Here is a 26,170-nt window from a genome sequence, read left to right as displayed (position 1 = left end):
GCCGGTGGCTAAGGCAGCCTTTTGAGGCGCAACCGCGTAGCCTCGCGTGAGTCGCGGCCTGGCGCCATGCGCGTCAGACCGCCAGTAGCCTCGCGCGAAGCGCGACCACCATCATCGGCCCCTAGCCGGGATCGAGGCAGCGCAGCGATATTCAGAACGATTTCGATAAGACGATCCCGGAGGCACTTGAGCCTTCATCGGGGATCAGACGCTTCGGGGTACATCAACTCAAAAGAGTTGGTGCGGCCAAGAGGACTCGAACCTCCACCCCTTGCAGGACTAGCACCTCAAGCTAGCGCGTCTACCAATTCCGCCATGGCCGCATCGGTACCACCCGCTCCGCCACGCTCTCCGCCGGAGGGCGGTGCGGGGCGTTTCGTGTGGCGCGGCGCAGCGGATAACAGATCGAATCTGCTACGACAAGCGCCGTCATGCGTCTCAGATGAGATCCACCGGTCCATCAAGGATCTGGACCGCCCCGTCGCCGATGGTCACGCCGGGCGTGCGGACCACTTCCGCCTTGCGGATCAGTTCGGTGATCTCCACTGAAATCCGGTTTCCCGTCACGACGATCTGGCCGCGCGCGATCGGGTGGTCGTTGGCGAGAATCTCGACCATATCGGTTTCCGTGGATTCGAGTTCGATCACGGCGCCGCGTCCCATGCGCAGCAGCATGTGGAGCGGCATGTGGCTGCGCCCGAGCACCACCGAGAGATCGACCTTCAGGTCTTCGAAAACTGCCACGCGCCACGAACTCCATCGGCCCGTATCGGGCCTCGCTCGGCGGAGTGTTCCTGAGATATGGTGAAGCCTTGGTAAACGATGCCCCCCGCAGCGCCCGGCTTTCCGCCTCAATGGCCGATTTTCGACCGCGATCCGGCATGAAGCCGGTCCTGTGGCGGATCAGCGACACCCTTGTCCCCTACGATGAGGCGGTGGCGGCAATGGAAGCACAGGCCGGGCGGATCGCGAGCGGGGAGGCGGCTGAGATGGTCTGGCTGCTCGAACACCCGCCGCTCTACACCGCCGGAACCTCAGCAAGGATCGGGGACCTTGTCGAGCCCGACCGGTTCCCGGTCCACGCCACCGGGCGGGGTGGCCAATACACCTATCACGGGCCGGGGCAGCGGGTGGCCTATGTGATGCTCGACCTCAACCGGCGCAGACCGGACCTGCGCGCCTACGTGTCCGCCTTGGAAGCCTGGATCATCGCCACCCTCGGCGCCTTCAACGTGCGCGGCGAACGGCGTGAGGACCGCGTCGGCGTCTGGGTGCGCCGGCCCGAGAAAGGGGAGGGGGTGGAGGACAAGATCGCAGCGATCGGTATCCGCGTGCGGCGCTGGGTGAGTTTCCACGGCATCAGCCTCAATGTGGAGCCCGACCTGTCGCATTTCACCGGCATCGTCCCCTGCGGCATCAGCGGCCACGGCGTGACCAGCCTCGTCGATCTCGGCCAGATCGTCACCCTGCCCGAAGTGGACATGGCGCTACGTGCCTCGTTCGAAGCGATATTCGGAGAGACGCAAGACGGATAAGGACGTGTGCAACACGGACACAGGATGCGAAATTAAATCGACGACGATTGCGAGATACTGTTCATCCCCGATTTAACACCCCGTCGATTCCGCAAAAATATTGAATTATAACTCATTATGTCAGACCATCGCCGACAAACGCTGCAGAGAATGACCGTCTTCGCCTGGTTCGACACGATAAGACCATTCTAAATCAAGCATCGACTCGCTCTGACTTGACGATGGACAATTGACAGGCCCGTGGTCGCGTTTGTAGCTCGTGACTGAGCGTGGTCAGGCAGAGCGGCGATCCGTCTCGCGTAGCGCCGCCCGGCTCCGGTCGCGAGCGGTGGGCGATCCGTTCCACGCGATCGTGACCGCACGGCTGTTCTGGTAGGCGCCCGCTCATGACGATCCGCACCGTTCTGTTCCGCCTGCATTGGCTGCTCGGCCTCACGGCCGGACTGGTCCTCGCCCTCGTTGGCGTGACCGGCGCGATGCTGAGCTATGAAGAAGCCCTGACGGAGTGGGTGAACGGCGACCGCGCCTTCGTCGCCGCGAGCGATGCGCCCCGCCTCTTGCCCGCCGCCCTCAAGGCGAGGATCGAGGCGCAGCGGCTAGGCCTCACGGTGAGTTCCCTGACCCTTTGGGGCGATCCGGAGCGAAGCCCGCGCATCCGGTTCGTCAACGACGCCAAGCTAGGCGCACGGCCGCCGACACTCTATCTCGACCCCGTCGACGGCCGCGAACTCGGCGAGATGCGGCTGGAGGGCGCCTTCGCGACGATCCGCAAGCTGCATCGCTGGCTGCTCCTGCCAGGGGACGGGAAGGGCTGGGGCCGCAGCATCACCGGCATCTGCACCATCGCCCTGCTCGTGTTCCTGGTCACGGGGCTCTACCTGCGATGGCCCAGGATCCATTCCTGGAGGATCTGGCTGAAGCCCTCCCTCAAGCGACCCGGCCGGCCGCGCTGGTGGTCGCTGCACAGCATTGTCGGAACCTGGCTCATTCCGTTCTACGCCGCCATCGCCCTGACCGGGCTATGGTGGTCCTATGACGGCTATAGAAACGCCGCGACTTGGCTGCTCACCGGCGAAACCCGAGCCGCACGGGCGCCGCGCAGTCCGGGCGCGCCCCCGCAGGTCCCCGGGTCGGCCCTGGATATGGCCTGGGCGACCTTCAGCGCCGGGGAGGGGGCGGGCGCTCACATGGCTCTCATCGCACTTCCCGGGCCGGAACTGGCGACGATCCGCATCCGCTTCCTCGCCACTCCCTCGGATCTGCCGAAGGCGCGCGACGAAGCGACGTTCGATCCCGTCACCGGCGCCCGCCTCTCTCAGACCCGATTCTCCGATAAGCCCTTGGGCCAACAGATAGCCGAGAACATGCTGGAGGTGCATCGCGGGCGTTTCTTCGGCGGCATCGTCGCCTTCCTGTTCTTTACCGCGGCCCTGGCGATGCCGCTCTTCGCGGTCACCGGCCTGGTCCTCTACGTCCTGCGCCGCGGCGCCCGGCGCCGCAGATCAATGGCCGCGGCACCTGCCGGCGCAACGACGAGTCGCGCCTGAGTTGATGGCTGGGCCCGGCGCAATGGCTTGCAGCTAGGATCTGCACTCAATCAGCACCAGAAGGCGATGATAGCAGTGAGCGCGACGGCAGAGGCATAGTTGCGGGCGAGTTTGTCGTAGCGGGTGGCGAGACGACGGAAGTCTTTGAGGCGGCAGAAGGTGGCCTCGACGCGCCAGCGCTCGCGAGAGCGTCGCTTGTCGTGGCGGATCTTCCGTTTGCGGCTGCGTTTACCGGGAATGATGGGGGTGATGCCCTTCTCCCGCAGATCGGCGCGCAGCCAGTCGGCGTCGTAGCCCTTGTCGGCGGTCAGGCGACGGATACGGCCTGGGGCCTTGGCCAGCGCGTCCGGGACGGTACGGACGTCGCTGGCGTTGCCGGACGTCAGCAGGAGGACGCCGGGGCGGCCGAGCACATCGGTGAGGGCATGGATCTTGGTCGTCTGGCCACCACGCGACGGGCCGATGGCCTGCGCTTTGCCTCCCCTTTACCGCCGTGGGCGAAGCGATGTGCTTTGACGTAAGTGCTGTCGATGGCTGCCGCTTCGCCCGACCACCCCGCCTTGGCCAAGGCGGCCAGCATGGCCCGCCAGAAGCCACGCCGGGACCACCGGTTGAAGCGATTGTAGACCGTGGTGCGCGGACCGTACTCCGCCGGGCAATCTCGCCAGCGGCAGCCCGAGGTGAGCACATGCAGGGTGCCCGAAATGAGCTTCCGGTCGTCCTTGCGCTCGGGGCCGGGTTGGTTGACCGGCATGAACGCCCCGATCACCGTCCACTGCTCATCCGAAAGCCAGAACAGGTCCGCCATCAGCGCCTCCATGCTGAAAACGGCGAACGTGAATCACAAAACTGCAGCGTCAGCAATATCTTGGTTCGGTTCAGGCCCTAGGCCTTGCGGCCAAGGGCAAAGACCCTGCGAAGGTCAAATGTTCTGATCGAGCAGCTCTAACAATTGCCGAACTCGCCGATCGCTTTCTCGGTGAGCACATCGAAGCCAAAAACAAGGCAAGCACATACTCAGAGTACCAGCGGCAAGTGGAACGCCTTGTGAAGCCGGTCTCGATGGGTATGAACCGCCCGTCGCCATTGTCCCATTCGCGCAGGAGGGACGGCGTCAGCTCTTAGCGAACGCCGCTGTCCCCCGAAAGAAGCTGTCGGTCTCCACCCGCAAATGAGCGCGACATAGGATCACGAACGGGCGCTGCCAGGCCCTATTCAGGTCTGCGGCAGGAGAAGCTAGCCGCGGCATCGACATTGCCCTTGCCGTCGTAGCGGGCCACCTGCGGGAAGGGGCAGAGCGGACGCGTGCGAACGGCCTGACCTTCCTTGTTGAACTTTGATGCGATCACCGCCGTTGGCGCGATCCCCTTTTCCACCCAGTCCTGCACCGGCTTGAGCATGTTGAACACATCAGGGCCATGGCCGCCTGAGCAATGGCCTACCCCCGGAACGACGTAGTAGCGCACGAACTCATCTGCCGACGCCTGCCCCATGGTCTTGACGACATCCTGATAATATTCAGTCGCCGCGACAGGCGAAAGCAGCGGATCAGCCTCACCCATATACATGATGAGCTTGCCCCCGGCACGTTTGAGCGGCGAGAGATCGGCATTCTGATAGCTGAGCGCCCAGCTCAGCTTCTTCATGGCATAGTCGTAGCCCTGTTCCAGATCGAGTGACTTGCCGGGATCGAAGGTCGGATCTTCGTAGACAAATCCCGACCAGAATTCGGCATTTGCGGATGTTCCCCAAGCCCCCCCTGGCGCAAAGCTCGCCGCCCCCAGGAACATGAATTCCTTCTCGGCACCCGGCATCAGGGGATCGGCGAGCCGGTCGCCATTTTTTTTGTGCACACCCGTGTAAATCTCGTCGAGGGCATTCGCTTGCCCTTTGGTCAGGCAGTCGTCCCGGTCAGCGTCCGTACAGAGAAGCTTTTTCGTATCGACACGACACTGATCGGCCTGGCTGATAAGACCATCCTTCAGACCGTCCCTTGCATCGCACTGTTGCATCACCGCGGCGTGAATGAACGGAATTTTCGTCTGCGGGATGCGCGCCGCCGAATCGCGTACCTGCCGCAGGATATAGGCGGATCCCGATGTGAGCCCACGGATCCAATCGCGGGCCGCGTTGCCCGAGACGATCCCGTCATAATCCTCATACCAACGCTGGGCATTGACCATGCCCATCGCGCCGCCGCGCGAACATCCGTTCCAGTAGGAGTAGTTCGGCTGCTTGCCGTAGAAAGACGTTGCGATCCGCTTGGCCCCGGTAGTCGAGACATGAACCGCCCGGTAGCCGAAATCCGCAAGCTTCTGTGGCTGTCCAGCCGCCCACATCAACGAAGCGGGGGCGGAGCGGTGGCCATAATCCGTCGCCATCGCGGCATAGCCTTGATCCATCGCCTTCGACAGGCCGCTGAGCGATATGGCGCCGCCGAAACCCCCGGCACCTACTCCGTAGAAGCGACCGTTCCAGTTCGCCCGTATCGGCAGCCACGCCTCGTAATGGATTTCGGATTGGTCAGGCTTGGCAAGCACCTCGACCCGGCAAAACGGCTTTGTGGTGGGCGGCGGCGGTGTCATCTCTCCGCTCCCATAATCGGGTTCGGTAATCTCGAATGGGGTTTGAACCAAAGTCGCGTTTAGAATGCTTATGTCTGGCCCAAGATCGACACTCTTGAGCGCTGCGCAACGGACGGCGTCGCTGTCTCGCCCATTGGGCGTGGCAGCTTGCACCGGGACTGCGGCAGCAGCCATCAAGGTCAATCCGCCGAAATAAAGACCGATGCGTTTCCTCGACATATCGATTCCCTGGCAAAGTGTACGGCTAGTATTGGTAGGAAGGCTTTGAGCTTCGACGTATCATGCCATTTTTCGCTGCAGGGCGGGTCTCCGTATAGGCACCCACTCGCCTGCATGACGGCTGGCTCAGCGACCTACATGTAGATGAGACGGTTGAGCGCGACGAGGAAATCAGTATCGGAATTGTTTATCTTCGCAGCGCCGAAGCGTTCCAGAATAATCGCGGACACCAAGTCCCGGCGTTTCGGAAGACGCTCTTTCTCGGCCGCAGCAAGCGCCGCCGCCATCTCCTCATTTTTGAGATTCGTACCATATGCCGGTGAACCCGGCTGTTGACGCCATGAATCCCCGAGGGTGCCGGCGTCGAACGCGTCAAATCCGGTCTCGTCGACCAAGCGCATCGCCACGTCACGATCCACCGTTCGATCGGCAGCTACAGGAATCGCGATGCGGTCCGGGCTGCCTGGCGAGATACCCAGTTCGGCGAAGGCGCGTGCGCCTATGGCGTTCCACGCCTTGGCGATCGGTCGGCCCAGTTGGTCGACCACCCACAGGCTCTCCACCTGGCCGGCCTCAATGGCGTCGATCTTTCCGTCTCGCGCCACCGGATAATAGTTTGCCGTATCGATCAGGACGGTTTCCTCCGGAACGCCCGCGAGGAGAGGTCCGACCGTGGAGTGTCTTGCAAAAGGAATCGAGAGTATAATGACGTTCACGTCCTTTACGGTGTTCTGAGCGGTTGCCGCCTGGGCACCGTAGGTCAATATCTGCTGATCGATCGTCTCGGGGCCGCGTGAGTTTGCGACTTTGATCTCGTGGCCGGACTTGGCCAATTTGCGGGCAAGTGTCGTTCCGATGTTGCCCGCACCCAAAATTCCTATCTTCATGATTTTATTCTTCTCGACTTAGAAGCGGACGCTGTGGTTCGTATCGTACCCGCGAAGCGGTGACTTGATTATCGAGCGCTGCGACCTGCTAGCCTGACCGGACGAGCCGGCCTTCAATTCGAAAGGCGCGGATCGATGCCATACTGTACGGGCGCGCCGAGATGGTCCCGCAGGGTCGACCCTTCATAGTCCCGGTGGAACAGCCCGCGATCCTGTAGGATCGGCACGACACCATCGACGAAGGCGTCGATCCCGTCGTCATAGACATCAGGAGAAATCCAGAAGCCGTCGGCCGCACCGGCTTCGAACCATCGCTGCATATGATCGGCGGCCTCGACGGCAGGCCCGGCGATCACGGGATGATAGTCGATCACGCCATGGGCGAGTACATCGCTCAGCGACCAGCCCTGGCGCGCGATCGTCAGCGCGTGCAGCGAGCGGGGATCGCCCGGCGATGGCCGCGCCAACGCCAGTTGCTCTGAAGATAATGGTTTATCAAGCTGTGCCGGGTCGAGGCGTAGGCCAAGCATCTGGCCAAGATATGCAACGCGCTGCGGGAACAGACGCCCGTTCAGCGCAGTCCGGCGATCGAGGCCGGCGCGTCGGTCGCCAGCGATCGTAGTGATGAGGCCGGGAAAGAACTTTACCTCGTCGGGATCGCGACCGACACGCCGGGCAGCGTCCCGGAGCGCCGAGCGCTGCGCGCGGGCGTCGTCAATGGTATAGGTCGAACCAAGCACGGCGCTGGCATGACGGGCGGCTACCTCCAGCCCGTTGCCTCCGCCTCCGGCCTGGAAGATTACCGGCTGACCTTGCACCGATGGCGGAAGCGGCAAGGGGCCACTCGAGCCGACGTGGCGGCCCCGCAAATTGATCGGGCGGATCTTGGACGAGTCCGCGAAGCGACCGGATCCCTGGTCGTGTATCCAGGCGTCTTGCCCCCAGCTTCCCCACAACGCCTGCACGATCTGGACGAATTCGTGCAGCCGTTCATACCTTTCCGTGCGGGGCGGAAGTTCGCGGCCATAGTTGGCGGCGGCGGCCGGATCACTGGTCGGCACCGCGTTCCATCCGGCGCGGCCGTTGCTCATGATATCGAGAGCTTTGAACTGGCGGGCGAGGTTATACGGCTCGTTGAATGTCGTGGAGCCGGTGGCGACCATCCCGATGCGCTCGGTTTCACGCGCGACCGCTGCAAGTACCATCATCGGATCGATGGTGATCATCGGAGCCTCGGTTTCGACATCGCCCATCAATGCCGGAAAATCTGGCACGAACAGAAAATGGAACTTGCCCCGTTCTGCAGCCTGGGCATGGCGCACCATCGCATCGAAGTCGCTATAGGCCGTCGGCGAAACTCCGGGCATCCGCCATGCGCCCGGCTGTGATCCATAGCCATTCCCGAAATGCATGCCGATCTTCATCTGTCTGATCATCAAATTTTCGCTTCGCTGGGCGAAGGCGCGCCATTGGTGGACAACACCGTCAGATCTTATATGGAGAATGCCTCCGGTTGCGTCTCAATATGGAGAGTGTCTCCACTATTCAAGGGCTAAGAATCGAAATGTTTCAGACGTCGACCGTTCGCGAGCCGCGCAAGGACGCCCAGCGGAACCGAATGCTCATCCTACATGCGGCGCGACAGGCGTTTGCCAGCGAAGGCGTGGAGGTATCGATGGATGCGATCGCGAAAAAGGCAGGCGTCGGACCAGGAACGTTGTATCGAAATTTTCCAAGCAAGGACGCGCTTCTGGCGGCGTTGCTTGCTCTTCATCATGCGAAACTGGATGAACAGCGTGCGGTCATCGCGGCGGAAGAAAGCGATACCGGGCGAGCCCTGGAGCGGTGGATCGACGCCCTGGGCGACTGGATGCTGGCCTATCAAGGGCTGCCCGAGCCGTTGCGGGCTGCATGCCAAGGCGATTCCGCTTTGACTCCAACCTGCCTTAACGTGATCGAGACGACCGAAATCATCCTCCGGGCAGCACAGAATGATGGTCATGCACGCCGGACGTTGGAAGGGCGGGACATCTTCCTTGGGGCTCTGGCAATAGCCTGGGCGAGGGGTATGACGGCTGCCGATGAAAGAACACGAACCGCTCAGGGTGACCTGTTGAAGAAAGGATGGTCAGCGGTTGACGTAATGGCGGACAATTGACCGCCCAATAGGTTGACCCGCGTGAAGACGTTCCAAAAGGGAAGCGTCAATACCTGACGGAAGCGACGATTGGGGCCTGCTTCGCTTTCGGCGCCTGCGTCCACCGACATTGCAGTTCAACTGACGCAACACTATTTTCACGCCGATTATCCGATTTGTCCCGCTAGGGCCGCCGATTTGCGGACAGAGTACGCCGAAGATTTTGCCTGTTCAGGCCGTGAACTCCGCACGGTTCAGTGTATCAAATAAGCGGCGACGATCAGAACGAGCGTTCCGAATATACGGGTGAGCAGGTTCTGGCTGTCCGACATTTCCTGCGGTAAGATCGTCAGTACGCCGTACTCGGCATAGTCGGGCTGATCTCGCCGGGGATCTCTGCAGGCGCGTCGGTCATCGAACCAGCGCCCTGCGAGTTCGCGTAGGTATTGTGCCTGAGGATCACGATAGACGAGCCCAAACGACGCCTCGGGATCGACACCAGGGCAAAGCACATTGAATGCCGTCATGATCTAGCCCTCACCGGATACTGTTGAGCCGTCGAGCCACACACCACTGGTGACGTCGCGGTAGAGCATTTTTCGATGCTCATCGACATGGATGTCCGATGCAGCATTGCGCAGCCGATCCAATAGCCCACAGCGCCGGCCGTCCACGACTACCTGCCGTGCCCAACAGTTTGCCGAAGCCTTGAGCGTTGCGTTTGACTCCGACAAGCACGACTTCAATTGCTCGGCCTGATCTTGCCCCCAATAGCCGTCGCAAAACGCGCGGTGCTCCCGTGGGCCAGACCGGAACTCGCCCGATGCCGTGCTTGTGCTGCTGTCGTAGGCCACACGCAGGCGACCGGCCACCTCGCGGCGAGAGGCGGGCTTCACCACTTCGCTTGAGCGCTTCCTGCAGCATGGAGTTGTCCAGCGTTAGGTCGGCGACCAGCCGTTTCAGCTTGCTGTTCTTGTCTTCCAGCTGCTTAAGCCGTCGAATCTCCGGCACACCCATGCCGACGAACTGCTTCTTCCAGCGGTAGAAGGTCGGCTCAGAGACACCCATGTTCCGGCAGACCTCATCCACCGTTGCGCCGTTCTCCACCTGCCGTAGGGCGAAGGCGATCCGTTCGTTAGTTCGTTCGTTCGTTCGTTCGTGAAACGCTTGCGAGCCATGCCCCCCCTTCAGGGTTCAGGATGCCCGAAAAACTTGCGCTCAGCGCGGACCAGTTTGCTGGGTCAGGATCACAGGCCATCGGCCCGTCGCGTGGTGGCCAGACGACCAAGATCCATGCCCTCACCGATGTGCTCGGCCGTCCCGGCGTCCTCCTGCTGACGCCCGGCGACGCCAACGACGTGCGCACGGCCCCGGAGGTCCCAGCCGAGGCCCCAGGCCGTATCCGTCGTCTGACCGCCGACAAGGGCTACCACGCCGACTGGCTGCGCGCCGATCTGCGGGAGAAGGGCATCACCCCCATCATTCCCGGTAAACGCAGCCGCAAACGGAAGATCCGCCACGACAAGCGCCGCTCTCGCGTGCGCTGACGCGTCGAGGCCACCTTCTGCCGCCTCAAAGACTTCCGTCGTCTCGCCACCCGCTTCGACAAACTCGCCCGCAACTATGCCTCCGCCGTCGCGCTTGCCGCCGTCATCGCCTTCGCGACTGCGCTCCCCGGACTTCGAACCCTGACTTCGGGGCCGGTGAGCATGCCGCGCGGCTGCCCGACATCGCGATAGTAGAATTCGCAGTTGTCCAGCGACAATGAGCGTCTTTACGATCGACCTTGCGGCCCCGGCACGTTTTACGCTGCCTCTCTTCCCGCCTGGAAGAAGACTTGGCGTCTCCATCAGGTCCATATTCATTTGCTCGGATCCGTCGGCATCTCCGAGGTGCTATCCCGCCACAACCGGTTTTGCAAAACAGGAGCGGATCGGAGGCTCCAAATACGCCCGCATTACATCTAACATTAAGCAAATACACAGGGATATAACTTTACCTTTTATTTAATAAAAAAGGCAAAATACGCAAAATAATTGACCTGTAAATCGCTGGCTCATTGTTTGTTCAAACAATAGGCCGCATGAACATCATTTAATCGAAAGTGTGTGTTTTATAGACTTTTTAGTTCGGCCATTTTGCCAATAAATCGGGCTGCAGGAACGCTTAAGACAGTGCAAAGGCTGAAACAGCCAGCTCCTGAGAAAAATTAGACCTGCACACGAGGCAGACAATCCAATGCAGCGGTCGGCGCTCCACAGCACTCTTTCCGCAACGTTGCCTACTGCTCTGCCGAGTGACGCGTTCCACCAGGAGAATGCTGCGCAAATGTTTCAACTAGAACGTTTCATCGAAAGCATAAAACGCCACTTGTCCTGCTCGCCATCTCTGTCGCTTTCTCGTCGTTTGGAGATTAATCCGTGTCGTTGAAGTCCTTGCTGCGATCCGCAGTCTTTACTCTTGCGTCGGTATGTACCGCGCTTCCATCGGCCGTGCAGGCCGAGGGCGGTCCTTTCGCGGTCACTACGGGGTCGTACCGTTTCGCCGGTCGGGACGAGCCGCTCGTCGCCACCGACCGCAAGGTCGATCTCTGGGCCGAGGTCTACAGGCCCACGAACTTGTCCGGCGGGCCGCTCCCGGTCGCGGTGTTCCTCCACGGCAACCACGGCACCTGTGGCATCTTCAGCAAGGAATTTCAGGTCCGTTTCGATAGCGGGAGCTCCTATACGCAGACGGGCAAGTGCGAGGCGGGCGCGGTCGTGGTGCCGAACCACCTGGGCTACGAGTACCTGGCCAAGGAGCTGGCCTCCTGGGGCTACATCGTCGTGTCGATCAACGCCAACCGCGGAATCACGGCGGCCCCTGGCGTGCCGGACGATGTCGGCCTCAACCTGATGCGGGGGCGGCTGATTCTGAGACACCTCGCCCTCCTGTCCGACTGGACCCGGGGGACCGGCCAGATCCCGCCTCCGGCGACGCTCAAGTTCAACCCGCGCGGAACGATGGATCTGTCACAGGTCGGCCTGATGGGCCATAGCCGCGGCGGCGAGGGGACTAGGGCGGCGCTTCAGCAGTTCCGCGACCAAGGCAGCCCCTTCCCGGCGCTGATCGACGGGCTGTCGATCAAGTCGATCTTCGAAATCGGCCCCGTCGACGGTCAGACCTCCCGCGAACTGAACGCGGACGGGGTCGACAGCATGATCCTGCTACCGGCCTGCGACGGCGACGTCTTGAACTTGCAGGGTATGAAGGTTTTCGACCGGGCCCTGCAGGGGAAAGTCCCCGATACGTCGAAGACGTTCCACGGCACCGTCTATGTCTGGGGCGCCAACCACAACGCCTACAACACCGAATGGCAGACGTCCGATGCAGCGGGATGTGGTGGCACTGACCCGATCTTCCAGTCGTTAGGCCGCTCGAAGCCACAGCAGGCCACGGCGATCCAAACCCTGGTCCCGTTCTTCCGCGGCACGGTCGGCGCCAAGGCTGACCGCTCGCTGACGGCCCTGTTCGATCCGGCCAACCCGCTTCCCTCGCCCTTTCTCGACATCGCCATTGCCGACCGGGGCTACATCCCGGCACCGGTGGGCGACACCGTGCAGAAACTCGAGACGTTCTCGCAGCCGACCGGCAAGAGCGATGCCGGCATCAACACCACGTCGAGGAACGTCAAGGTGGTGCATCAGGCCGCCGGCACCGACGACTGGTGGAAAGAGCACGATGACGGAACCCGGGTGGCGAACGTGTCGTGGACGGCGGAAAACACCGGCAGCAAGCTGTTCCAGGTGAACTTCCGTCCGGCCAAGAACATGTCCGAGTTCAAGACCCTGTCGTTCCGCACCGCGTTGCGCTGCTTCGGCGAGATCTGCGACTTCCCCGCCTCGGACAAGGGTGAAATGTCCTACGGCGTGCGGCTGCTCGACGGCAACGGCCAGGCATCGACACTCTACCTGACCGACAAGGACGTGCGCATCAGCCGGCCGATCGGACTGCCGTCACAAACCTTCACGATCCCTGATTTCCCCCCCTTCACGATCCCGGGGAACCTTCACTCCGTGCTGTACACGGTCCAGATCCCGCTTTCCGCTCTGGCCGGCGTGGATCTCAGCCAGATCACGGCGCTGCGGTTCACCTTCCACAACCAGAGCGTCGGCAGCGTCGACATCGGTGATATCATGCTGTCCAAATCCGACCCCGTGGCAGATCCCAACCCGCGGGTCGCGTCGAGAGCTCCATCGGCCATGATGGCCGCCAAGGTCCAGATGGCCTCCATGGTCCGCCACGATCCCGCCTCCGACGGCAACTCCCTGACGATCGTCCGCAAGCCCGCTGCCGCGCGGTCGACCGGCGCCGCTACTGCGGAGACGGGCAAGCCGACGGTCGATATGGTCGTCACCTCGAAGCGGCCCTTCCCCGTCACCGACGCCTTCCCGACTTTGAAAGTGGGCAACAAGACAATCCGTGCGGACGGCAGCACGATCGGGCCCGACGGCAAGACGATGACGATCAGCGTTCCGGAGGCGACATTCAACGCTCTGCCCGCCGGCGCCGACGTCTCGCTCCTCCTCTTGGCAAGCTCGCCTCCGTGGAGGTTTGGCCCCCTGCCGAAATAACCCGCGCCTGCCTTTCGACAGAAAGGCGAGCGTAGACACTCACGACGCAATACCCGGGAATACGATCCCGGGTATTGCGCTGTCTAAATATTTACTCGAATGATCCTCCACCGATAAACAAACACCTCAACATAAGTCTCGTCTACTAAGCGATAGAACACCTGGCGCGGAAATTGCCAGACTGGGTCGCAGGGTCGTGGCTAACGCGGAGAATGGCGCCGTCTTACAAGACCTTTCCGTCGCGGTCGGCGGTCCGACTTGGAAAGACCATGAAACGCCGCACGTCGCACCGTAATGGCGATCTGACGGATGTGTAGAAGGATTGTTGTGTGCGTCTGACAGTTGTTGCCGCGATCGGGTTTGGAGTGATGGCGCTGTCCGGCTGCGTTGCCTCCGACCCCCTCGGCCAATCGGGATTCGGCCCATCGGGAGCCGCTGCATCTCGTTCCGGATTTTCCGATGCGAGCTTGGTGGACCTGACGGCGCGTGGCCCCAAGGGAAAGATGGCCGGCAGGACGGCATCAAGGGGTCTGCTGGCCGCGAACGGAGAGCCCGGACGCAGCTTCAACTTCGGAACCGAGTTGGCCGAGAGCGGCGCGGCGGAGCGCTCGACCGCCTCTGTGCCGGGGGAGGGCAATCCGTTCAGGCCGGTCGCCCTGCGCAATGCCGCCGAGGGGCAGCCGTCCGGTGGCCTCTACAGGATGAATTTCGAGGATGCCGACATCAAGGAGGTGCTCCAGTCGGTGCTCGGCACCATACTGGGCGTCACCTACACGGTTGCGCCGAATGTCAGCGGTCGCATCACCCTCTCATCGACATCCCAGATGACCCGGATCGAAGTGCTGTCGACCCTCGAGACGGTGCTCGCCGCCCAGAATATCTCCCTGACCAAGATCGGATCGACCTATCGGGTCGCGCCCATGGCCGTGGGCGGCGGCGTCGTGGACGCGGGCGAGGCGCTGTCGGGCAACGGCGTGTCGGTGGTGCCGCTGCGCTTCACCTCCGTGGCGACCATGACCAAGCTGCTCTCCGGCTTCATCGCCGAGTCGGACGGGCTGCGCATCGATCCGGGCCGCAACGCGATTCTGGTCCGAGGCCCAGCTCCCAACCGCGAAGAAGTGGTACGCGCCATTGAATCCTTCGACACGGACTGGATGCAGAATCAGTCCGTAAGCCTCTTCGAGGTCCGGCGCGCCCGCGTCGATGCCGTCGTGGCGGAACTGACGCGGATCTTCGACAACGAGACCAACGGTAGTGGGTCGGGCCTGATCCAGTTCAAGCCGATTTCGCGGCTGCGGGCCATTCTGGCCGTGTCGAAGAATCCGGCCCTGATCCGCCGCGCGGAAACCTGGATCCGGCGGCTGGACCAAGAGAGCGACCGGGCTGCGGACAACGTCTTCGTCTATCGCCCGCGCCACCGCGACGCCAAGGAACTGGCGCGCCTCGTCGGCGGCTTGTTCAAAGGCGGCGGCACGGGCCCGTCCGATGCCGCGGGCGGGGCGGGTCCCGGCGGAAGCCTGTCGACCACGCCCTTCGGCGGAGGGTCGCAGGATCGGGGCGGGGAGGGCGGTTCGACGAATCCGGGGGGGATGCAGGCATCCCTGACCCAGCCGGCCAGTACCACGCGCACAGGCGGCTTCCCCACCGCGCCCGTCTCGGCGGAGGCCTTCACCCCCGACGCCGCTCCGGGGGAGAGCGAACCCGGCCGCGGCGGTCAGAGCCGCCGGCTCTCCTTGTCGGTGAATGCCGACCCGGCCAACAACACCGTCGTTTCCTACACCGACGGCGAGACCTATCAGAAGGTCCTCGCCGTCATGCGCAGCCTCGACATCCCCCCCGTCCAAGTGGCGATCAACGTGATGATCGCCGAGGTCCAGCTCAACGACGCCCTCAAGTACGGCATCCAGTTCTACCTCCGCAGCAATCGGGTGGGGCTGGGGGAGAACAGAGGTTCCATCGGCCTCGTCGACACGGCCGAGCAGGTTCTGAAGAGCAAGCTGCCGGGCTTCAACTTCGTCGGCGGCGGCAACAGCCCCGACGTGGTGATCTCGGCCCTCGACAGCATCTCGAAGGTGCAGGTGCTGTCATCGCCCTCCCTCGTGGTGATGGAGAACAAGCCGGCGGTGCTCCAGGTCGGCGATCAGGTGCCGATCACCACCCGGCAGGGGCAGAGCGTCGTCAATGTCGATGCACCCATTCTGAACCAAGTAGAGTTCAAGGATACTGGCATCATCCTGAAGCTGATCCCCCGCGTGGGACAGAGCGACACCGTCACCCTCGACGTGGAGCAGGAAATCTCCAACGTCTCGGCGGGCGCGGACACGCTCACGCCGACCATCTCCCGGCGTCGCGTGTCGAGTTCGCTGACCATCAACAACGGCCAGACCGTGCTCCTGGCCGGCATGATCAGCGAGAGCCGCCGCACCATGAAGGACGGCATTCCCTACCTCGCCCGCACGCTGATCGGCGACCTGTTCGGCTCCACCGACAAGGGGTTCGACCGCAAGGAACTCGTCATGTTCATCCGCCCGGTCGTGGTGCGCAACGGCGAGGACGCCGCCTCGGTGGCCGAGGAATTCCGCTCGCGCCTGAAGTTCTCCGACAGGCCAAGGGCCGATGCCCCGGCACGGACCGCCGTCCATAAGCCATGATCGCCCGGGTCCTCATTCCGAAATCCGATGGAGCGGCTGTCGCCGTCAGCCTCGTCGCAGCGCTTCCGCTCGCGGCACTACCGGGAGAAATCCTGCCCCAAACGATCGCCGCCGTGGTGGTCGCCTGCCTCGCCGCATGGATCGCCTGGCAGGACGCCACGACCTTCACCATCCCCGACGGGGGCGTCGCCGGCCTCGTCCTGGTGGGAGCGGCCTTGCGCCTCGGCGAGGGGCTGGACGCCCTGCACGAGGCCCGGTTCGTCCTCATGGGTCTGGCAGTCGACGCTGGTCTCTGCGCCGGAACCCTGCTCCTCTTGCGCGAGCTGTTCTACCGTCGGCGCGGCTATGACGGATTGGGCTTCGGGGACGTCAAGCTCGGCCTGGCGGGAGGTGTGCTTCTGGGCGCCCAGGGCTTCGCCTGGGCGACCTGCGCGGCCTGCGCCCTGGCCCTCGCCGTGGTTCTGGCCCGCAGGATCGCGGGCCGGCCGATGGGGCTCAGGGACCGCATCCCCCTGGGGGCCTTCCTGGCGCCCGCGATCCTGCTCGCCTGGGCGGTGGTGCGGATCATCCCCTCGCTCGACGCGACGAGGATGTGATGCCGAGCTTCGCGTATCGGGCGATCGATCCTGGCGGACGAATCCATTCCGGCGTGATGGACGGCGGTTCTCCGGCCGAGATCCTGGAGGAACTCGACCGTGCCGGCCTGGTGCCGATTGCCGCCCTCACCTCTGCGGGGGCGCGCGCCGGCCGGAACTGGCGCCAATGGATGACGCCGCAGCCGCGGAGCGAGGAGATCACCGCCCTCACCCTCGACATCGTCATGCTGCTCAAGGGCGGCGTCACCCTGAGCCAATCCCTGATGCTACTGACCCAGATGGGCGCGGGCCGCTGGCAGAAGCAGGTGCTGCGCGAACTCCATGCGGCCCTCGCCAGCGGCAACAGCTTCTCGCAGGCCCTGGCCGAACATCCGCGGCTGTTCCCGCCGATCTACGTCAAGATGGTGGAGGTCGCCGAGGCCACCGGCCGGCTCGAAGAGGCCCTGACCACGCTGGCCGAGGAACGCCAGCGCACCGAGCGCCTGCGCAAGCGGTTGGTGGGGGCGATCAGCTATCCGGTCTTCCTCATCCTGGCGGCGCTCGCAGCGATGATCTTCATCTTCGTCTACGTGATCCCGCAATTCGAGACCGCCCTCGAAGGCTTCAAGGACAAGCTCGACCCCTCTGCCCTCCTCGTCTTCGATGCCTCGGCGTTCCTGCGCAACAACGGCGAGGCGATCCTCGTCGCGCTGGCCGCCCTCGTGCTGGGTCTGTTCGTCGCCGGCCGCATGACCGCCCGGCACCGCCTCGGCCTGCGGCTGGCCTTCCGGGTACCGGTGCTGCGCACCCTCTTCCTCTACGAGGGAACGCTCACCTTCTGCCGGACCCTTGCGGTTCTGGTCTCGAACGGTATCGACATCTCCACCACCCTGCGCCTGCTGCGCGACGTCGTGCGCCTCCCGACGCTGTCCCGGGAGATCGATGCCGTGATCGCGGACGTCCGCAAAGGCCAGCGGCTGTCGCAATCCCTGGCCACGCGCGGCGTTCTGCCGGCCCATGTCGTGCAGGTGCTCCGGGTAGGCGAAGAGGCCGGTGATCTCGCCGACAGCGCCCGCCGCGTTGCTGGCTTCTACGAGATGCGCCTCGATGCTGCCCTGGGGCGCGCCATCGCGATCATCGGCCCCGCCACCATGATGGTCGTCAGCGTGATGATCGCATGGCTGATCATCTCGGTGATGACGGCGCTGATGAGCGTCAACGATATCCTGAAGTAAGAGGCCCGGATGTTCCTCCAGACGATCTCGAACGCCAAGATGATTCTGAACAGTAAGACGATCGCAAATAGAAGGTCCGAGGCTCGCGGACGGCGCGACCGCGACGGCGGGTTCACCCTCGTCGAACTTCTCGTCGTGCTCGTGATCCTGGGGCTGGTGATGGGCCTCGCCGGCCCGAGGGTGCTCGGCTATCTCGGTAGTTCGCGCGAGAAGGCGGCCAAGCTCCAAGTCGAGGCCTTCTCCGCCGCCCTCGATCTCTACTATCTGGATTTCGGCCGCTACCCCACCGCCAACGAGGGGCTGGCCGCCCTGGTGACGCGCCCGGCCGGCGCCGAGCGCTGGGCGGGGCCCTATCTCAAGCAATCGACCCTGCCGGCGGATCCTTGGGGCAGAGCCTACGAATATCGTGTGCCGGGCAAGAACGCGCCCTACACCATCGTCTCCCTCGGCCCGAACGGCCGCGGCGCCGATGCCGCGAAGGAGGAGTGAGCCGTATGACCCACCCACGGCGGGGCGGCCCGGCTGCCCGGCGGGCGGGATTCACTCTCATCGAGACGATCGCGGCGCTCCTGTTGATCAGCCTGCTCGCCGGTGTGGCTGTGCCGTTTCTGCGCGGGGGGCCGGGACCGGCAGCCCTCCGGGCTGCCGCTTATCAGGTCTCGGCGCTCCTGCGCGGGGAGCGCAACGCCGCCTTCGCCTCCGGCCGCCCGAGCGCAACACTGGTCGATGCCCGAGCCGGGATCGTACGCTCGGAGCGGGGCGGGACCGGCTTCTCCGCGGGGCCAGGCATGCGCCTCGACCTCAGTGCGCCGCTGTCCGACGCGATCCGCTTCTTTCCCGACGGCCGGTCCACCGGGGGTGACCTCAGCCTGTCGGCGGCCGGGCGCCGGATCGGCCTGCGGGTGAGCCGCGACACGGGAGCGATCGCCATTGTCCAGTGATCGCCCCCGTCCGAAACCGGTGCGCCGCGCTGGTGCCCGTGCCGGATTCACCCTGATCGAGGTTCTCGTGGCCCTCACCGTGCTGGCCGCCGTCTCGCCCGCCCTGTTCCGCATGGCGGTGCTGCTGCGCAGCGGGACCGAGGTGATCGACGATCGGACCCGCAGCGAGATCGTCGCCCGCTCCCTGCTGGAAGCCGCCCTGGGACAGCGCGACGCCGCGCAATACAGCCTGTCGGGCCGCACCGACGGGCGGGGCTGGAGCGTGGAAGCACGCCCCCTCGAAGGCGCGACGGGACGCATCGCCGCCGGAGCCGGGCGAGGCCCCGGCACCGCCCCGAAACCCGACCGGGATGCCCCGACGATGGCGGCGCCGCCGGGAGAGGGTAACCGGCAGGCCGATCGAAAGGCCGACGAGGAGGAGATGCTCTGGATGCCCGTCGGCGTCACCATCCTGGTGGAGACCGCCGGCAGCCCCCTGCGGATCGACACCATCGCTCTGGCCCGGAAGGCCCCGTCGTGAGCGGCTCATCCCGCACCCGCAGGCGGCTTGGCGGAAGCGAGGGCACGCTTCTCGTGGAGGCGTTGACGACCTTCGCGCTCAGCGCCCTCGTCCTGGCCGGTCTCGTCGCCACGTCGGGGCTGTTCCTGCGGATCCTCGACCGCAGCGTCGCTCATGCCCACGAGGTGGAATCCCTCGACCGGGCGATGACCGCGATCGGGCGCGACCTGCGCCATCTGGTGCGGGCGCGCTGGGAGGGTCCGGCGCCGCGCTCCTTCATCTTCGAGGGCCATCCGACGCGCCTCGTCTTCGCCCTGGCGGACGGGGGCATGGGGGGCGAGCGGCAAGTCGGCGAGCGGATCGTCTCCCTCTCCAGTCGGGTGAGCCCGCAGGGCGGGCGCATCCTGCGAAGCGAAGCCCCCTTGCGTCCCGGGGCGACCGGTCCGAAGGGCGTCGCCTTCGGGGCTGCGCAGGAATTGCACGCCGGGCGTACCCGCCTGCGTTTCGCTTTCGTGGCGCCCTCGAAACAAGGACAGCCCGTCCCGCCGCCGCTGCCGGATTGGCCGGCCGGCTCCCTGCTTCCAGAGGCCGTCCTGGTCGAGATGGTCGATCCCGAGACCGGGCGCGTCGTCCTGTCCGCCCGCACGCGGCTGATGGTCGACGCCGATATCGGCTGCCTGCAGGGCGGCCAGGGTCCCTGCGGCCTGCCCGGCCGACAGGATCAGCAGGATCCGAACGAGTCCGCCACCGTGGCAGCCCGGTCGTCCTTCGGGGAGGGCCGGTTGTGATGCATCGCGCGGACCGGCAGGGCTTCGTCCTCGTGGCGGTGATCGGGATACTCTCCCTCATCGCCGCGCTGACCGGGAGCGCCCTCCTCGCCCTGCGCTCCTCCGTGGAGAGCGTCGCCCTTGCGGACGAGGAGGTGGCGCTGAGCGGGCTGGCCCATGCGGGCATGTCGCTGACCGCCTATCGGCTGTTGCTGGAGCAGAAGCCGGCCGAGACCTTGAGCGGCCAGAGCCTGCCGCTTCCGGGCGGTCGGTTCGTCGCCTCGATCCGCGACGAGGCAGGCCTCGTCGATCTCAACGGGTCGAAGCCCGAACTCCTTGCCTCGGTCTACCAAGCGAGCGGCGCCTCCGGCATGTCGCCCGACACCTTCGTCGCCCGCCTCGTGGCCTGGCGCGACGAGGCCAAGGGGCAGGAAGAGGCGGGCAAGGGAGGGTCCGAACGCGGCGGGAAGAGGCCGGCTTCCGGCCGCCCCCTGCGCTCCCTCGACGAGGCGGCCTCCATCCTCGGCCTGACCCCGCGCGACGTCCGGGCCCTCGCCCATTTCGTCACCGTCTACAACCCGGACGGCAAGGTGAACGTCCTGAGCGCGAGCCGCGCCGTTCTCGAAGCCCTGCCGGGTATCGCCCGGCCGACTTTGGAGGACATCCTGGCGCGGCGCAGGAACCCGGCGCCCGGGGATGTCGCCGCCCTGAAATCCTATCTGGGCGCCCTCGGCGACGGCATCAAGACGGAGCCCGGCCCGGCTTATCGCGTCGGGATCACCGCCCGCGGCCGTACCGCTCGCGCCAAGAGCGTGAGCGCGGTGATCGCCTCCGGGAATGCCGAACTGGCGCCCTTCCACATCCTGGAATGGTCGGAATGACGAATCCCGTGAACGCCGGCGCCCCGGCGGATGAGCCTGCGCCGAGTGAGCAGGGCACGCCCTCCGGCGACATCCTCGATCACATGCGCGGCCGAGGCGTGGCGGTCCCGCCGGCCCTCAACGGCGCGCGCCGCGACGTCCGCGGCGAGACCGGGCTGCTCGAAAGCCTGTGGCGCGGCGGGCATGCCAATGCCACTGATCTCGCCGTCATCGCGGCCGAGTTTCACGGGCTTCCCCTGGCCCGGCCGGCGGAGGTGGCGGCCGGGGCAACCGTCAGCGCCGACCTCTCCCTGCGCTTCCTGCGCGAGACTTTCATCCTTCCCTTTGTCGGCGAGCACGGCCTGTGCCTCGCCATCGCCGATCCCGGCTCCGGCGAGGAGATCGACGCGGTGCGGCTCGCCCTGCCGGGGGCCGACACGCTGGCGATCCTGCCCTTCGACGCCTTCGAGCGTCTGTTCGCCGAGATCGGCAAGAACCAGACCGGAAACGAGGGGGCAGGCAAGGACGAGCAGGGGGGGCAGGCCGCCCGGGCCGACGGGGCGGACGCCGCCCTGGAAGGGCTCGACCTCGCCCTTGGGGACGATCCCGAGGCGCTGCAGGATCTGGCGCGTGGCGCACCGATCGTCCGGGCGGTGGACCAGGTGCTGGAACGGGCCCTGGAGGCGGGCGCCACCGACATCCATTTCGAGACCGGGCGGGAGGCCCTGCGCATCCGCCTGCGGGTGGACGGCATCCTGCGCCTCGACCAGTCGCTGCCCAAACGCCTCGCCCCGGCGGTGATCTCCCGCATCAAGATCCTGGCGGGTCTCGACATCGCCGAGCGGCGCCTGCCCCAGGACGGGCGCGCCAACATCCGCATCGGCCATGCGGAGGCGGATCTGCGCATCGCGGTGATGCCCACCCTGTACGGCGAGACGGCGGTGGCGCGCATCCTGCTCAAGGACGCGCGGCTGCTGGATTTCGCCCGGATCGGCATGGATGTGGTCAACCGGACAGCGTTCGAGCGTCTGCTCGCCGAGCCCCACGGCATCATCATCGTCACCGGCCCCACGGGCAGCGGAAAGACCACCACCCTCGCCACGGCGGTGTCGCTGCTCAATGAGCCCACCCGCAAGATCGTCACGGTGGAAGACCCGATCGAGTATCAGATCGCCGGTATCCACCAGACCCAGATCAAACCCTCCATCGGCCTCGGCTTCGCCCAGGCTCTGCGGGCCTTCCTGCGCCACGACCCCGACGTGATGATGGTGGGCGAGATGCGCGACGGCGAGACCGCCAGCATCGGCATCCAGGCCGCGCTCACCGGCCACCTCGTGCTCACGACCCTGCACACCAACTCGGCCACCGATGCTGTGGTCCGCCTCGCCGATATGGGCGTGGAACCCTACCTCATCGCCGCGAGCCTGCGCGGCGTCCTCGGCCAGCGCCTCGTCCGGCGCCTGTGCGAGCGGTGCCGCCGGCCGGCTCCCGAGCGCGCCGCCGAGGTGCGCGACCTGTGTCGCGCCCGCGGGCTGACCGCGCCGGAGGGGACCGACTTTCACCGCGCGGTGGGGTGCCCCACCTGCGGCGGCAGCGGCTTCCACGGCCGCGTCGGCGTCTTCGAGGTGTTCGCGGCGACCCAGGAGATCCGAGCGCTGATCCGCGAGCGGCCCGACCCGCAGCGCCTCGTGGCGGCCGCTCGCCTCGACGGGATGACCACCATGCTGGAGGACGGCCTGATCAAGGCCGCCCAGGGCTTCACCTGCATCGACGAGGTGTTCCGTGCTGTGGGCTGAATCCGTAACCTTCCGGCACCTGCGCGAGATCCTCGCCCGCGCGCAGCCCATGTTCGCCCCCTTCCGGGGCGTATTCGCGGCCTTGCTCGACAGTTTCCTCGACATGGTCCAGCCCCTCTGCGCCCGCTGGATGCCGACCCGGCGGCTCGTCTTCCTCCTGGACGGCACAGGTACTCTGCAGGTGCGCCGGATCTCGGGTGAGGTCGTCGAGGACCTCGGCCTCCTGACGGCCCTGAGCGAGGCCGCGCGCGCCGACCTCCTCGCCGAGTCCTGGTCCGCAGTTGAGCTTCACCTTCCGCCCGAGGCGGTACTGCGGCGCAGCCTCAAGCTTCCGGCCACGGCGCGCCTCTATCTCGGCCCGATCCTGGCGCACCGCCTGGAACGCCTGACGCCGTGGCGCCCCGACCGGATCCTGTACGGTCACCGCGTGGTCTACGAGGAGGCCGAGACGATCGGCGTCGAGTTCGCGGCCGTGCCGAATCACATCGCCGCCGGCCCTCGATCCGCCATCGAGGCCCTCGGCTTCAGCCTGACTGGGCTCGGGCCGAGGCCGGACGAGGCCGCGCAGGCCCTGCCCGTCGATCTGGGCAGCGGCGGCGCTCGATCCGCCCCCCATCGCCTGAGGCGGCAGATTCTGCTGGCCTGGAGCGGCGCCACGGCGGGCCTCACCGCCTTCGCCCTCGGCAGCCTGATCTGGGCATCCGTGGTCGAGGCGCGGTTCGAAGACGTCTCCCTCGACCTGGCCAAGGCCCGCAGGACGCTGCGCGGCATGGTGGGGCCGGGGGGCGCTCCGGGGGAGGCCATCCTCGCGGGCAAGACAGGCGAGGCCTCGGTGATGCTCCTGATCGACCGCGTGGCCGCGAGCCTGCCGGACGAAAGTCACTTGCGCGAGCTGCAGATCGGCCCCCGCACCATCAGGCTCGCCGGCCGGTCCCGCGACGCGGGCAGGCTGATCGGCATCCTCGAAGCCTCGGGCCTGGCGAACGTGCGCTTCTCCGCCCCCGTCACCCGTGAGGAGGACGACATCGACAGTTTCGAAATCGTCGCCGACCGCGGAGCACCCCCCTCTGCGGATGCGCAGGCAGCGGAGACACGCAGATGAGCGATGCCGTCCCGCGCGGCCTCGCCCGGCCCGACATCCGGCGGGCGGCAGCCCTTCTCGTCTTCCTCGGCCTGCCGGTCCTCTTCGGCGGCATCGCCGTGACGGCGCTGGTCCAGGCCCGGACCCAGTCCGGGGAGACGACGGCCAAGGCCGACCTCCTGGCCCAGATACGAGCGCAGATGAAGGCGCGCCTGTCGGGCCGGGCGGCCCTACGCGACCCCGCGCCCCTCTATCTGGCAAGCCCCAGCGCCAGCCTGGCACGGGCGGAACTCCTGAGCCTGCTGGGCCGTCTCATCGACGAGGCGGAGGGTCGGCTCGTCGAGACCCAGATGGCCCCGGAGGAGGGCAACGGGCCCTCCGAGCGCATCGCTCTCCAGACCACCCTCGACATCGGCAATGACGGCCTTGCCGACCTGCTCCATGCGATCGAGACCGGGCTCCCGGTTCTCAACGTGGATGAGGTCACCGTGGTGCGGGCGATGCGGGCGGAGCGGTCAGACCCGGTGACGCTACGCGTCACCCTCGTGATTCACGGCTACTGGAAGGCGAAGGCCATATGAGCCGCGGAACGCGACATCCCGCAGGGCGGCTCCTGTGGACGGCACTGGCGGTCTCGTACCTGGCCGGCACCGCCGCGCGGGCCGAGCCGGGCGAGGACGCCGCACGGGACCCCGCCCTCAACCCGCTCCATTCCATAGCCCCGCAATCGCTCACCGCCTTTCGCGACAGGCCCCTGTTCGAGGCGTCCCGTCGGCGCTACGTCGCCCCCCGGCCCACGCCGGTGGCGGAGCCCGTGGCCAGGGCTCCGGCCGCGCCCGTCCCGCCGCCCCCGAACCTGCGGTTGCTGGGCCTCCTGCAGCTCGGCCACGAGGATCTCGCCATCGTGCGTGATCTCGCCGACCGGAAGATCCACCGCCTGCGCACAGGCGACGTCATCCAGGCCTGGACGGTGACCATCGTGTCGCGCGCAGCGATCGAACTCGCGTTGGACAAGGACAGGCAAGAGCTGCGCATGTTCTCGCACCGTGTTGGCCAGGATAAGTCCGATGCCGACGAGACGGAGGACGACGCGCCCCGGGAAGAGCCGTCCCCGGTCAAGGTCCCGGAACTCACCCTGGAAGAATTCAAGAAGCGGAGGCAGCAGACCCCTACCGCAGAGTGAACCGCGCCGGGTTTTCCGGAGGCGATTTGGTTTGGATCATGCGGCCAAGGCCTGTGCCTCGGTTTGGGCATAGTAACGCGCTTCGGCTTCAGCGGGGGGGGGGCACGTTGCCGATCGGTTCGAGCAGCCGACGGTGATTGAACCAATCCACCCATTCGAGGTTGGGGAACGCGACGGCCTCGAACGACCGCCACGCGGGCCACGCCGGTGGATCACCTCGGTCTTGAAAAGGCCGATGATCGTCTCGGCGCGAGCATTATCGTACGCGTTGCCGACGGAGGGGTTCGATACCTGCCTCGGCGAGACGCTCGGTGTCGCGGAGGCTGACGTATTGCGAGCCGCGGTCGGAATGGCAGACGAGACCGCGGCCAGCAAAGGGGCGGCGTTCGTGCAAGGCCTGCTCCAGGGCATCGAGGACGAAGTCCGCCCGCGCCGATCGCGACACGCGCCAGCCCACGATCCGACGAAGACATCGACCGCGAAAGCCGCATAGACGAAGCCGTCCCAAGTGGCGACGTAGGTAAAATCCGCGACCCACCGCCTGTTCGGGCACTCGGCCTTGAATGCTGGTTGACCCGGTCGAGTGGGCACGCCGCGGCCCGATCAGGGATCGTCGTCCGGACTGTCTTGCCTCGGACGACGCCTTGCAGAGTAGCGCGCCCGGCTTGCACCAGCAGCGAAATCGCCGAGATGCCAGACGTCGTCGGCAGCGCCGACGACGTCGTTCTAGCCTCGGATCAGAGCCGATTCAGATCATTCGATGATCCGACTCGGCTCCGCGCTGACGCAGAATGTGAGCATCCCCAAAATGCGTGTCTGCGGTGAAAAAGGTAGCCATGCGGATCCATAGTCGCCGCGTGCCTCAAGCGGTTGCCCGCTGTTCAAACGCATCCTCCTGGCCAGGATCGACCCACCTTACAAAAATGTGGCGTCGTTCGGACTTTGTATGGCCTTGCGCTTAAGAGCGCCTAACAGAACCGTTTGATCTGGTTGAGAGTGATGAGGCTGGTCGCGAGGCTCGTGAAGGCCTCGTAGATGTCTGCACGTCGCTCGTAGCGG

Annotated in this window: 22 protein-coding genes, 1 tRNA gene and 4 pseudogenes; 17 read left to right on the top strand and 10 right to left on the bottom strand. The window is 65.5% G+C overall.

Features of this window, described 5'->3' with window-relative positions; translation table 11 throughout:
- Positions 1–238: 238 nt before the first annotated feature.
- Positions 239–323 (bottom strand) — tRNA-Leu (locus tag ASF26_RS04495).
- Positions 324–438: 115 nt separating this feature from the next.
- Entirely contained in the window at positions 439–744 is a 306-nt protein-coding gene (locus ASF26_RS04490) for a FliM/FliN family flagellar motor switch protein (RefSeq protein WP_018044018.1), read from the bottom strand.
- Between the two features lie 110 nt (positions 745–854).
- Between ASF26_RS04490 and lipB the strand changes: the two genes are divergently transcribed.
- The gene (gene lipB, locus ASF26_RS04485; RefSeq protein WP_056250215.1) at positions 855–1,535 is read left to right on the top strand and encodes a lipoyl(octanoyl) transferase LipB; all 681 of its coding nucleotides are present in this window, start codon (positions 855–857) and stop codon (positions 1,533–1,535) included.
- A 386-nt stretch (positions 1,536–1,921) separates the two neighbouring features.
- Positions 1,922–3,082 (top strand): PepSY-associated TM helix domain-containing protein, encoded by a 1,161-nt coding sequence (locus tag ASF26_RS04480; protein ID WP_056250213.1) that lies wholly within the window; start codon positions 1,922–1,924, stop codon positions 3,080–3,082.
- A 50-nt stretch (positions 3,083–3,132) separates the two neighbouring features.
- On the opposite strand, the gene ASF26_RS21825 is transcribed toward ASF26_RS04480, so the two are convergent.
- The 4 genes from ASF26_RS21825 to ASF26_RS04455 form a co-directional block, all read right to left on the bottom strand.
- Positions 3,133–3,890, bottom strand: a protein-coding gene (locus ASF26_RS21825) for an IS5 family transposase (RefSeq protein WP_156462862.1) whose coding sequence is annotated in 2 segments (ribosomal slippage) — positions 3,133–3,554 and positions 3,554–3,890 — 759 coding nt in all. Because the reading frame shifts where the segments join, the coding sequence is not laid out codon by codon here.
- A 403-nt stretch (positions 3,891–4,293) separates the two neighbouring features.
- A complete protein-coding gene (locus ASF26_RS04465) occupies positions 4,294–5,886 on the bottom strand; it encodes a tannase/feruloyl esterase family alpha/beta hydrolase (RefSeq protein WP_082477511.1) in 1,593 nt (530 codons plus the stop codon).
- A gap of 134 nt (positions 5,887–6,020) precedes the next feature.
- Complete coding sequence (locus ASF26_RS04460; RefSeq protein WP_056250206.1) at positions 6,021–6,773, bottom strand: NAD(P)-binding domain-containing protein; 753 nt, start codon at positions 6,771–6,773, stop codon at positions 6,021–6,023.
- A 113-nt stretch (positions 6,774–6,886) separates the two neighbouring features.
- Positions 6,887–8,209: an NtaA/DmoA family FMN-dependent monooxygenase gene (locus ASF26_RS04455; protein ID WP_056250204.1), complete on the bottom strand. Its 1,323-nt coding sequence runs from the start codon at positions 8,207–8,209 to the stop codon at positions 6,887–6,889.
- A gap of 128 nt (positions 8,210–8,337) precedes the next feature.
- On the opposite strand from ASF26_RS04455, the gene ASF26_RS04450 reads away from it, so the two are divergent.
- Complete coding sequence (locus ASF26_RS04450; RefSeq protein ID WP_056250499.1) at positions 8,338–8,931, top strand: TetR/AcrR family transcriptional regulator; 594 nt, start codon at positions 8,338–8,340, stop codon at positions 8,929–8,931.
- A 233-nt stretch (positions 8,932–9,164) separates the two neighbouring features.
- Here the strand turns inward: ASF26_RS04450 and ASF26_RS22480 are convergent, their stop codons facing one another.
- Both ASF26_RS22480 and ASF26_RS21820 read right to left on the bottom strand, forming a co-directional pair.
- Positions 9,165–9,437, bottom strand: a complete 273-nt coding sequence (locus tag ASF26_RS22480; RefSeq protein WP_156462861.1) for a hypothetical protein — start codon at positions 9,435–9,437, stop codon at positions 9,165–9,167.
- Positions 9,438–9,761: 324 nt separating this feature from the next.
- Positions 9,762–10,101: pseudogene (locus tag ASF26_RS21820) on the bottom strand (transposase); the annotation flags it as partial.
- Between the two features lie 56 nt (positions 10,102–10,157).
- Here ASF26_RS21820 and ASF26_RS04445 point away from each other — a divergent pair.
- The 14 genes and pseudogenes from ASF26_RS04445 to ASF26_RS04380 all read left to right on the top strand — a co-directional run.
- Positions 10,158–10,571: pseudogene (locus ASF26_RS04445) on the top strand (IS5 family transposase); the annotation flags it as partial.
- A 759-nt stretch (positions 10,572–11,330) separates the two neighbouring features.
- Entirely contained in the window at positions 11,331–13,523 is a 2,193-nt protein-coding gene (locus ASF26_RS04440) for a hypothetical protein (protein ID WP_156462860.1), read from the top strand.
- 503 nt (positions 13,524–14,026) lie between these two features.
- The gene (gene gspD / locus ASF26_RS04435; protein ID WP_244475827.1) at positions 14,027–16,174 is read left to right on the top strand and encodes a type II secretion system secretin GspD; all 2,148 of its coding nucleotides are present in this window, start codon (positions 14,027–14,029) and stop codon (positions 16,172–16,174) included.
- The gene (locus tag ASF26_RS04430) at positions 16,171–16,770 is read left to right on the top strand and encodes a prepilin peptidase (RefSeq protein ID WP_056250196.1); all 600 of its coding nucleotides are present in this window, start codon (positions 16,171–16,173) and stop codon (positions 16,768–16,770) included. The genes gspD and ASF26_RS04430 overlap by 4 nt, the downstream gene beginning before the upstream one ends.
- Positions 16,770–17,984, top strand: coding sequence for a type II secretion system F family protein (locus tag ASF26_RS04425; protein ID WP_056250194.1), 1,215 nt, complete (start codon positions 16,770–16,772; stop codon positions 17,982–17,984). Before ASF26_RS04430 ends, ASF26_RS04425 begins: the two co-directional genes overlap by 1 nt.
- Before the next feature lie 9 nt (positions 17,985–17,993).
- Positions 17,994–18,473 (top strand): type II secretion system major pseudopilin GspG, encoded by a 480-nt coding sequence (gene gspG / locus ASF26_RS04420; RefSeq protein WP_244475826.1) that lies wholly within the window; start codon positions 17,994–17,996, stop codon positions 18,471–18,473.
- Positions 18,474–18,478: 5 nt separating this feature from the next.
- On the top strand, positions 18,479–18,925 hold the full coding sequence (locus ASF26_RS04415) for a prepilin-type N-terminal cleavage/methylation domain-containing protein (protein ID WP_056250191.1): 447 nt from the start codon (positions 18,479–18,481) through the stop codon (positions 18,923–18,925).
- Positions 18,915–19,445: a prepilin-type N-terminal cleavage/methylation domain-containing protein gene (locus ASF26_RS04410; protein WP_082477510.1), complete on the top strand. Its 531-nt coding sequence runs from the start codon at positions 18,915–18,917 to the stop codon at positions 19,443–19,445. The genes ASF26_RS04415 and ASF26_RS04410 overlap by 11 nt, the downstream gene beginning before the upstream one ends.
- On the top strand, positions 19,442–20,212 hold the full coding sequence (locus ASF26_RS22925; RefSeq protein WP_056250186.1) for a hypothetical protein: 771 nt from the start codon (positions 19,442–19,444) through the stop codon (positions 20,210–20,212). The genes ASF26_RS04410 and ASF26_RS22925 overlap by 4 nt, the downstream gene beginning before the upstream one ends.
- On the top strand, positions 20,212–21,072 hold the full coding sequence (locus ASF26_RS22920) for a type II secretion system protein GspK (RefSeq protein ID WP_056250184.1): 861 nt from the start codon (positions 20,212–20,214) through the stop codon (positions 21,070–21,072). The genes ASF26_RS22925 and ASF26_RS22920 overlap by 1 nt, the downstream gene beginning before the upstream one ends.
- Positions 21,069–22,847, top strand: coding sequence for a GspE/PulE family protein (locus ASF26_RS04395; RefSeq protein WP_244475825.1), 1,779 nt, complete (start codon positions 21,069–21,071; stop codon positions 22,845–22,847). The genes ASF26_RS22920 and ASF26_RS04395 overlap by 4 nt, the downstream gene beginning before the upstream one ends.
- A complete protein-coding gene (locus ASF26_RS04390) occupies positions 22,834–23,949 on the top strand; it encodes a PilN domain-containing protein (RefSeq protein WP_056250182.1) in 1,116 nt (371 codons plus the stop codon). Before ASF26_RS04395 ends, ASF26_RS04390 begins: the two co-directional genes overlap by 14 nt.
- Positions 23,946–24,509, top strand: coding sequence for a type II secretion system protein GspM (gene gspM, locus ASF26_RS04385; protein ID WP_056250180.1), 564 nt, complete (start codon positions 23,946–23,948; stop codon positions 24,507–24,509). The genes ASF26_RS04390 and gspM overlap by 4 nt, the downstream gene beginning before the upstream one ends.
- Positions 24,506–25,111, top strand: a complete 606-nt coding sequence (locus ASF26_RS04380) for a hypothetical protein (protein WP_056250178.1) — start codon at positions 24,506–24,508, stop codon at positions 25,109–25,111. Before gspM ends, ASF26_RS04380 begins: the two co-directional genes overlap by 4 nt.
- 36 nt (positions 25,112–25,147) lie before the next feature.
- Here the strand turns inward: ASF26_RS04380 and ASF26_RS21810 are convergent.
- Positions 25,148–25,761, bottom strand: a pseudogene (locus ASF26_RS21810) (IS3 family transposase); the annotation flags it as partial.
- Between the two features lie 318 nt (positions 25,762–26,079).
- Positions 26,080–26,170: pseudogene (locus ASF26_RS22475) on the bottom strand (IS5/IS1182 family transposase); the annotation flags it as partial.

The organism is Methylobacterium sp. Leaf93, assembly GCF_001422345.1.
GTDB lineage: Bacteria > Pseudomonadota > Alphaproteobacteria > Rhizobiales > Beijerinckiaceae > Methylobacterium > Methylobacterium bullatum.
The sequence above is the reverse complement of the archived record's forward strand: the minus strand, read 5'-3'. Positions and strand labels throughout refer to the sequence as shown.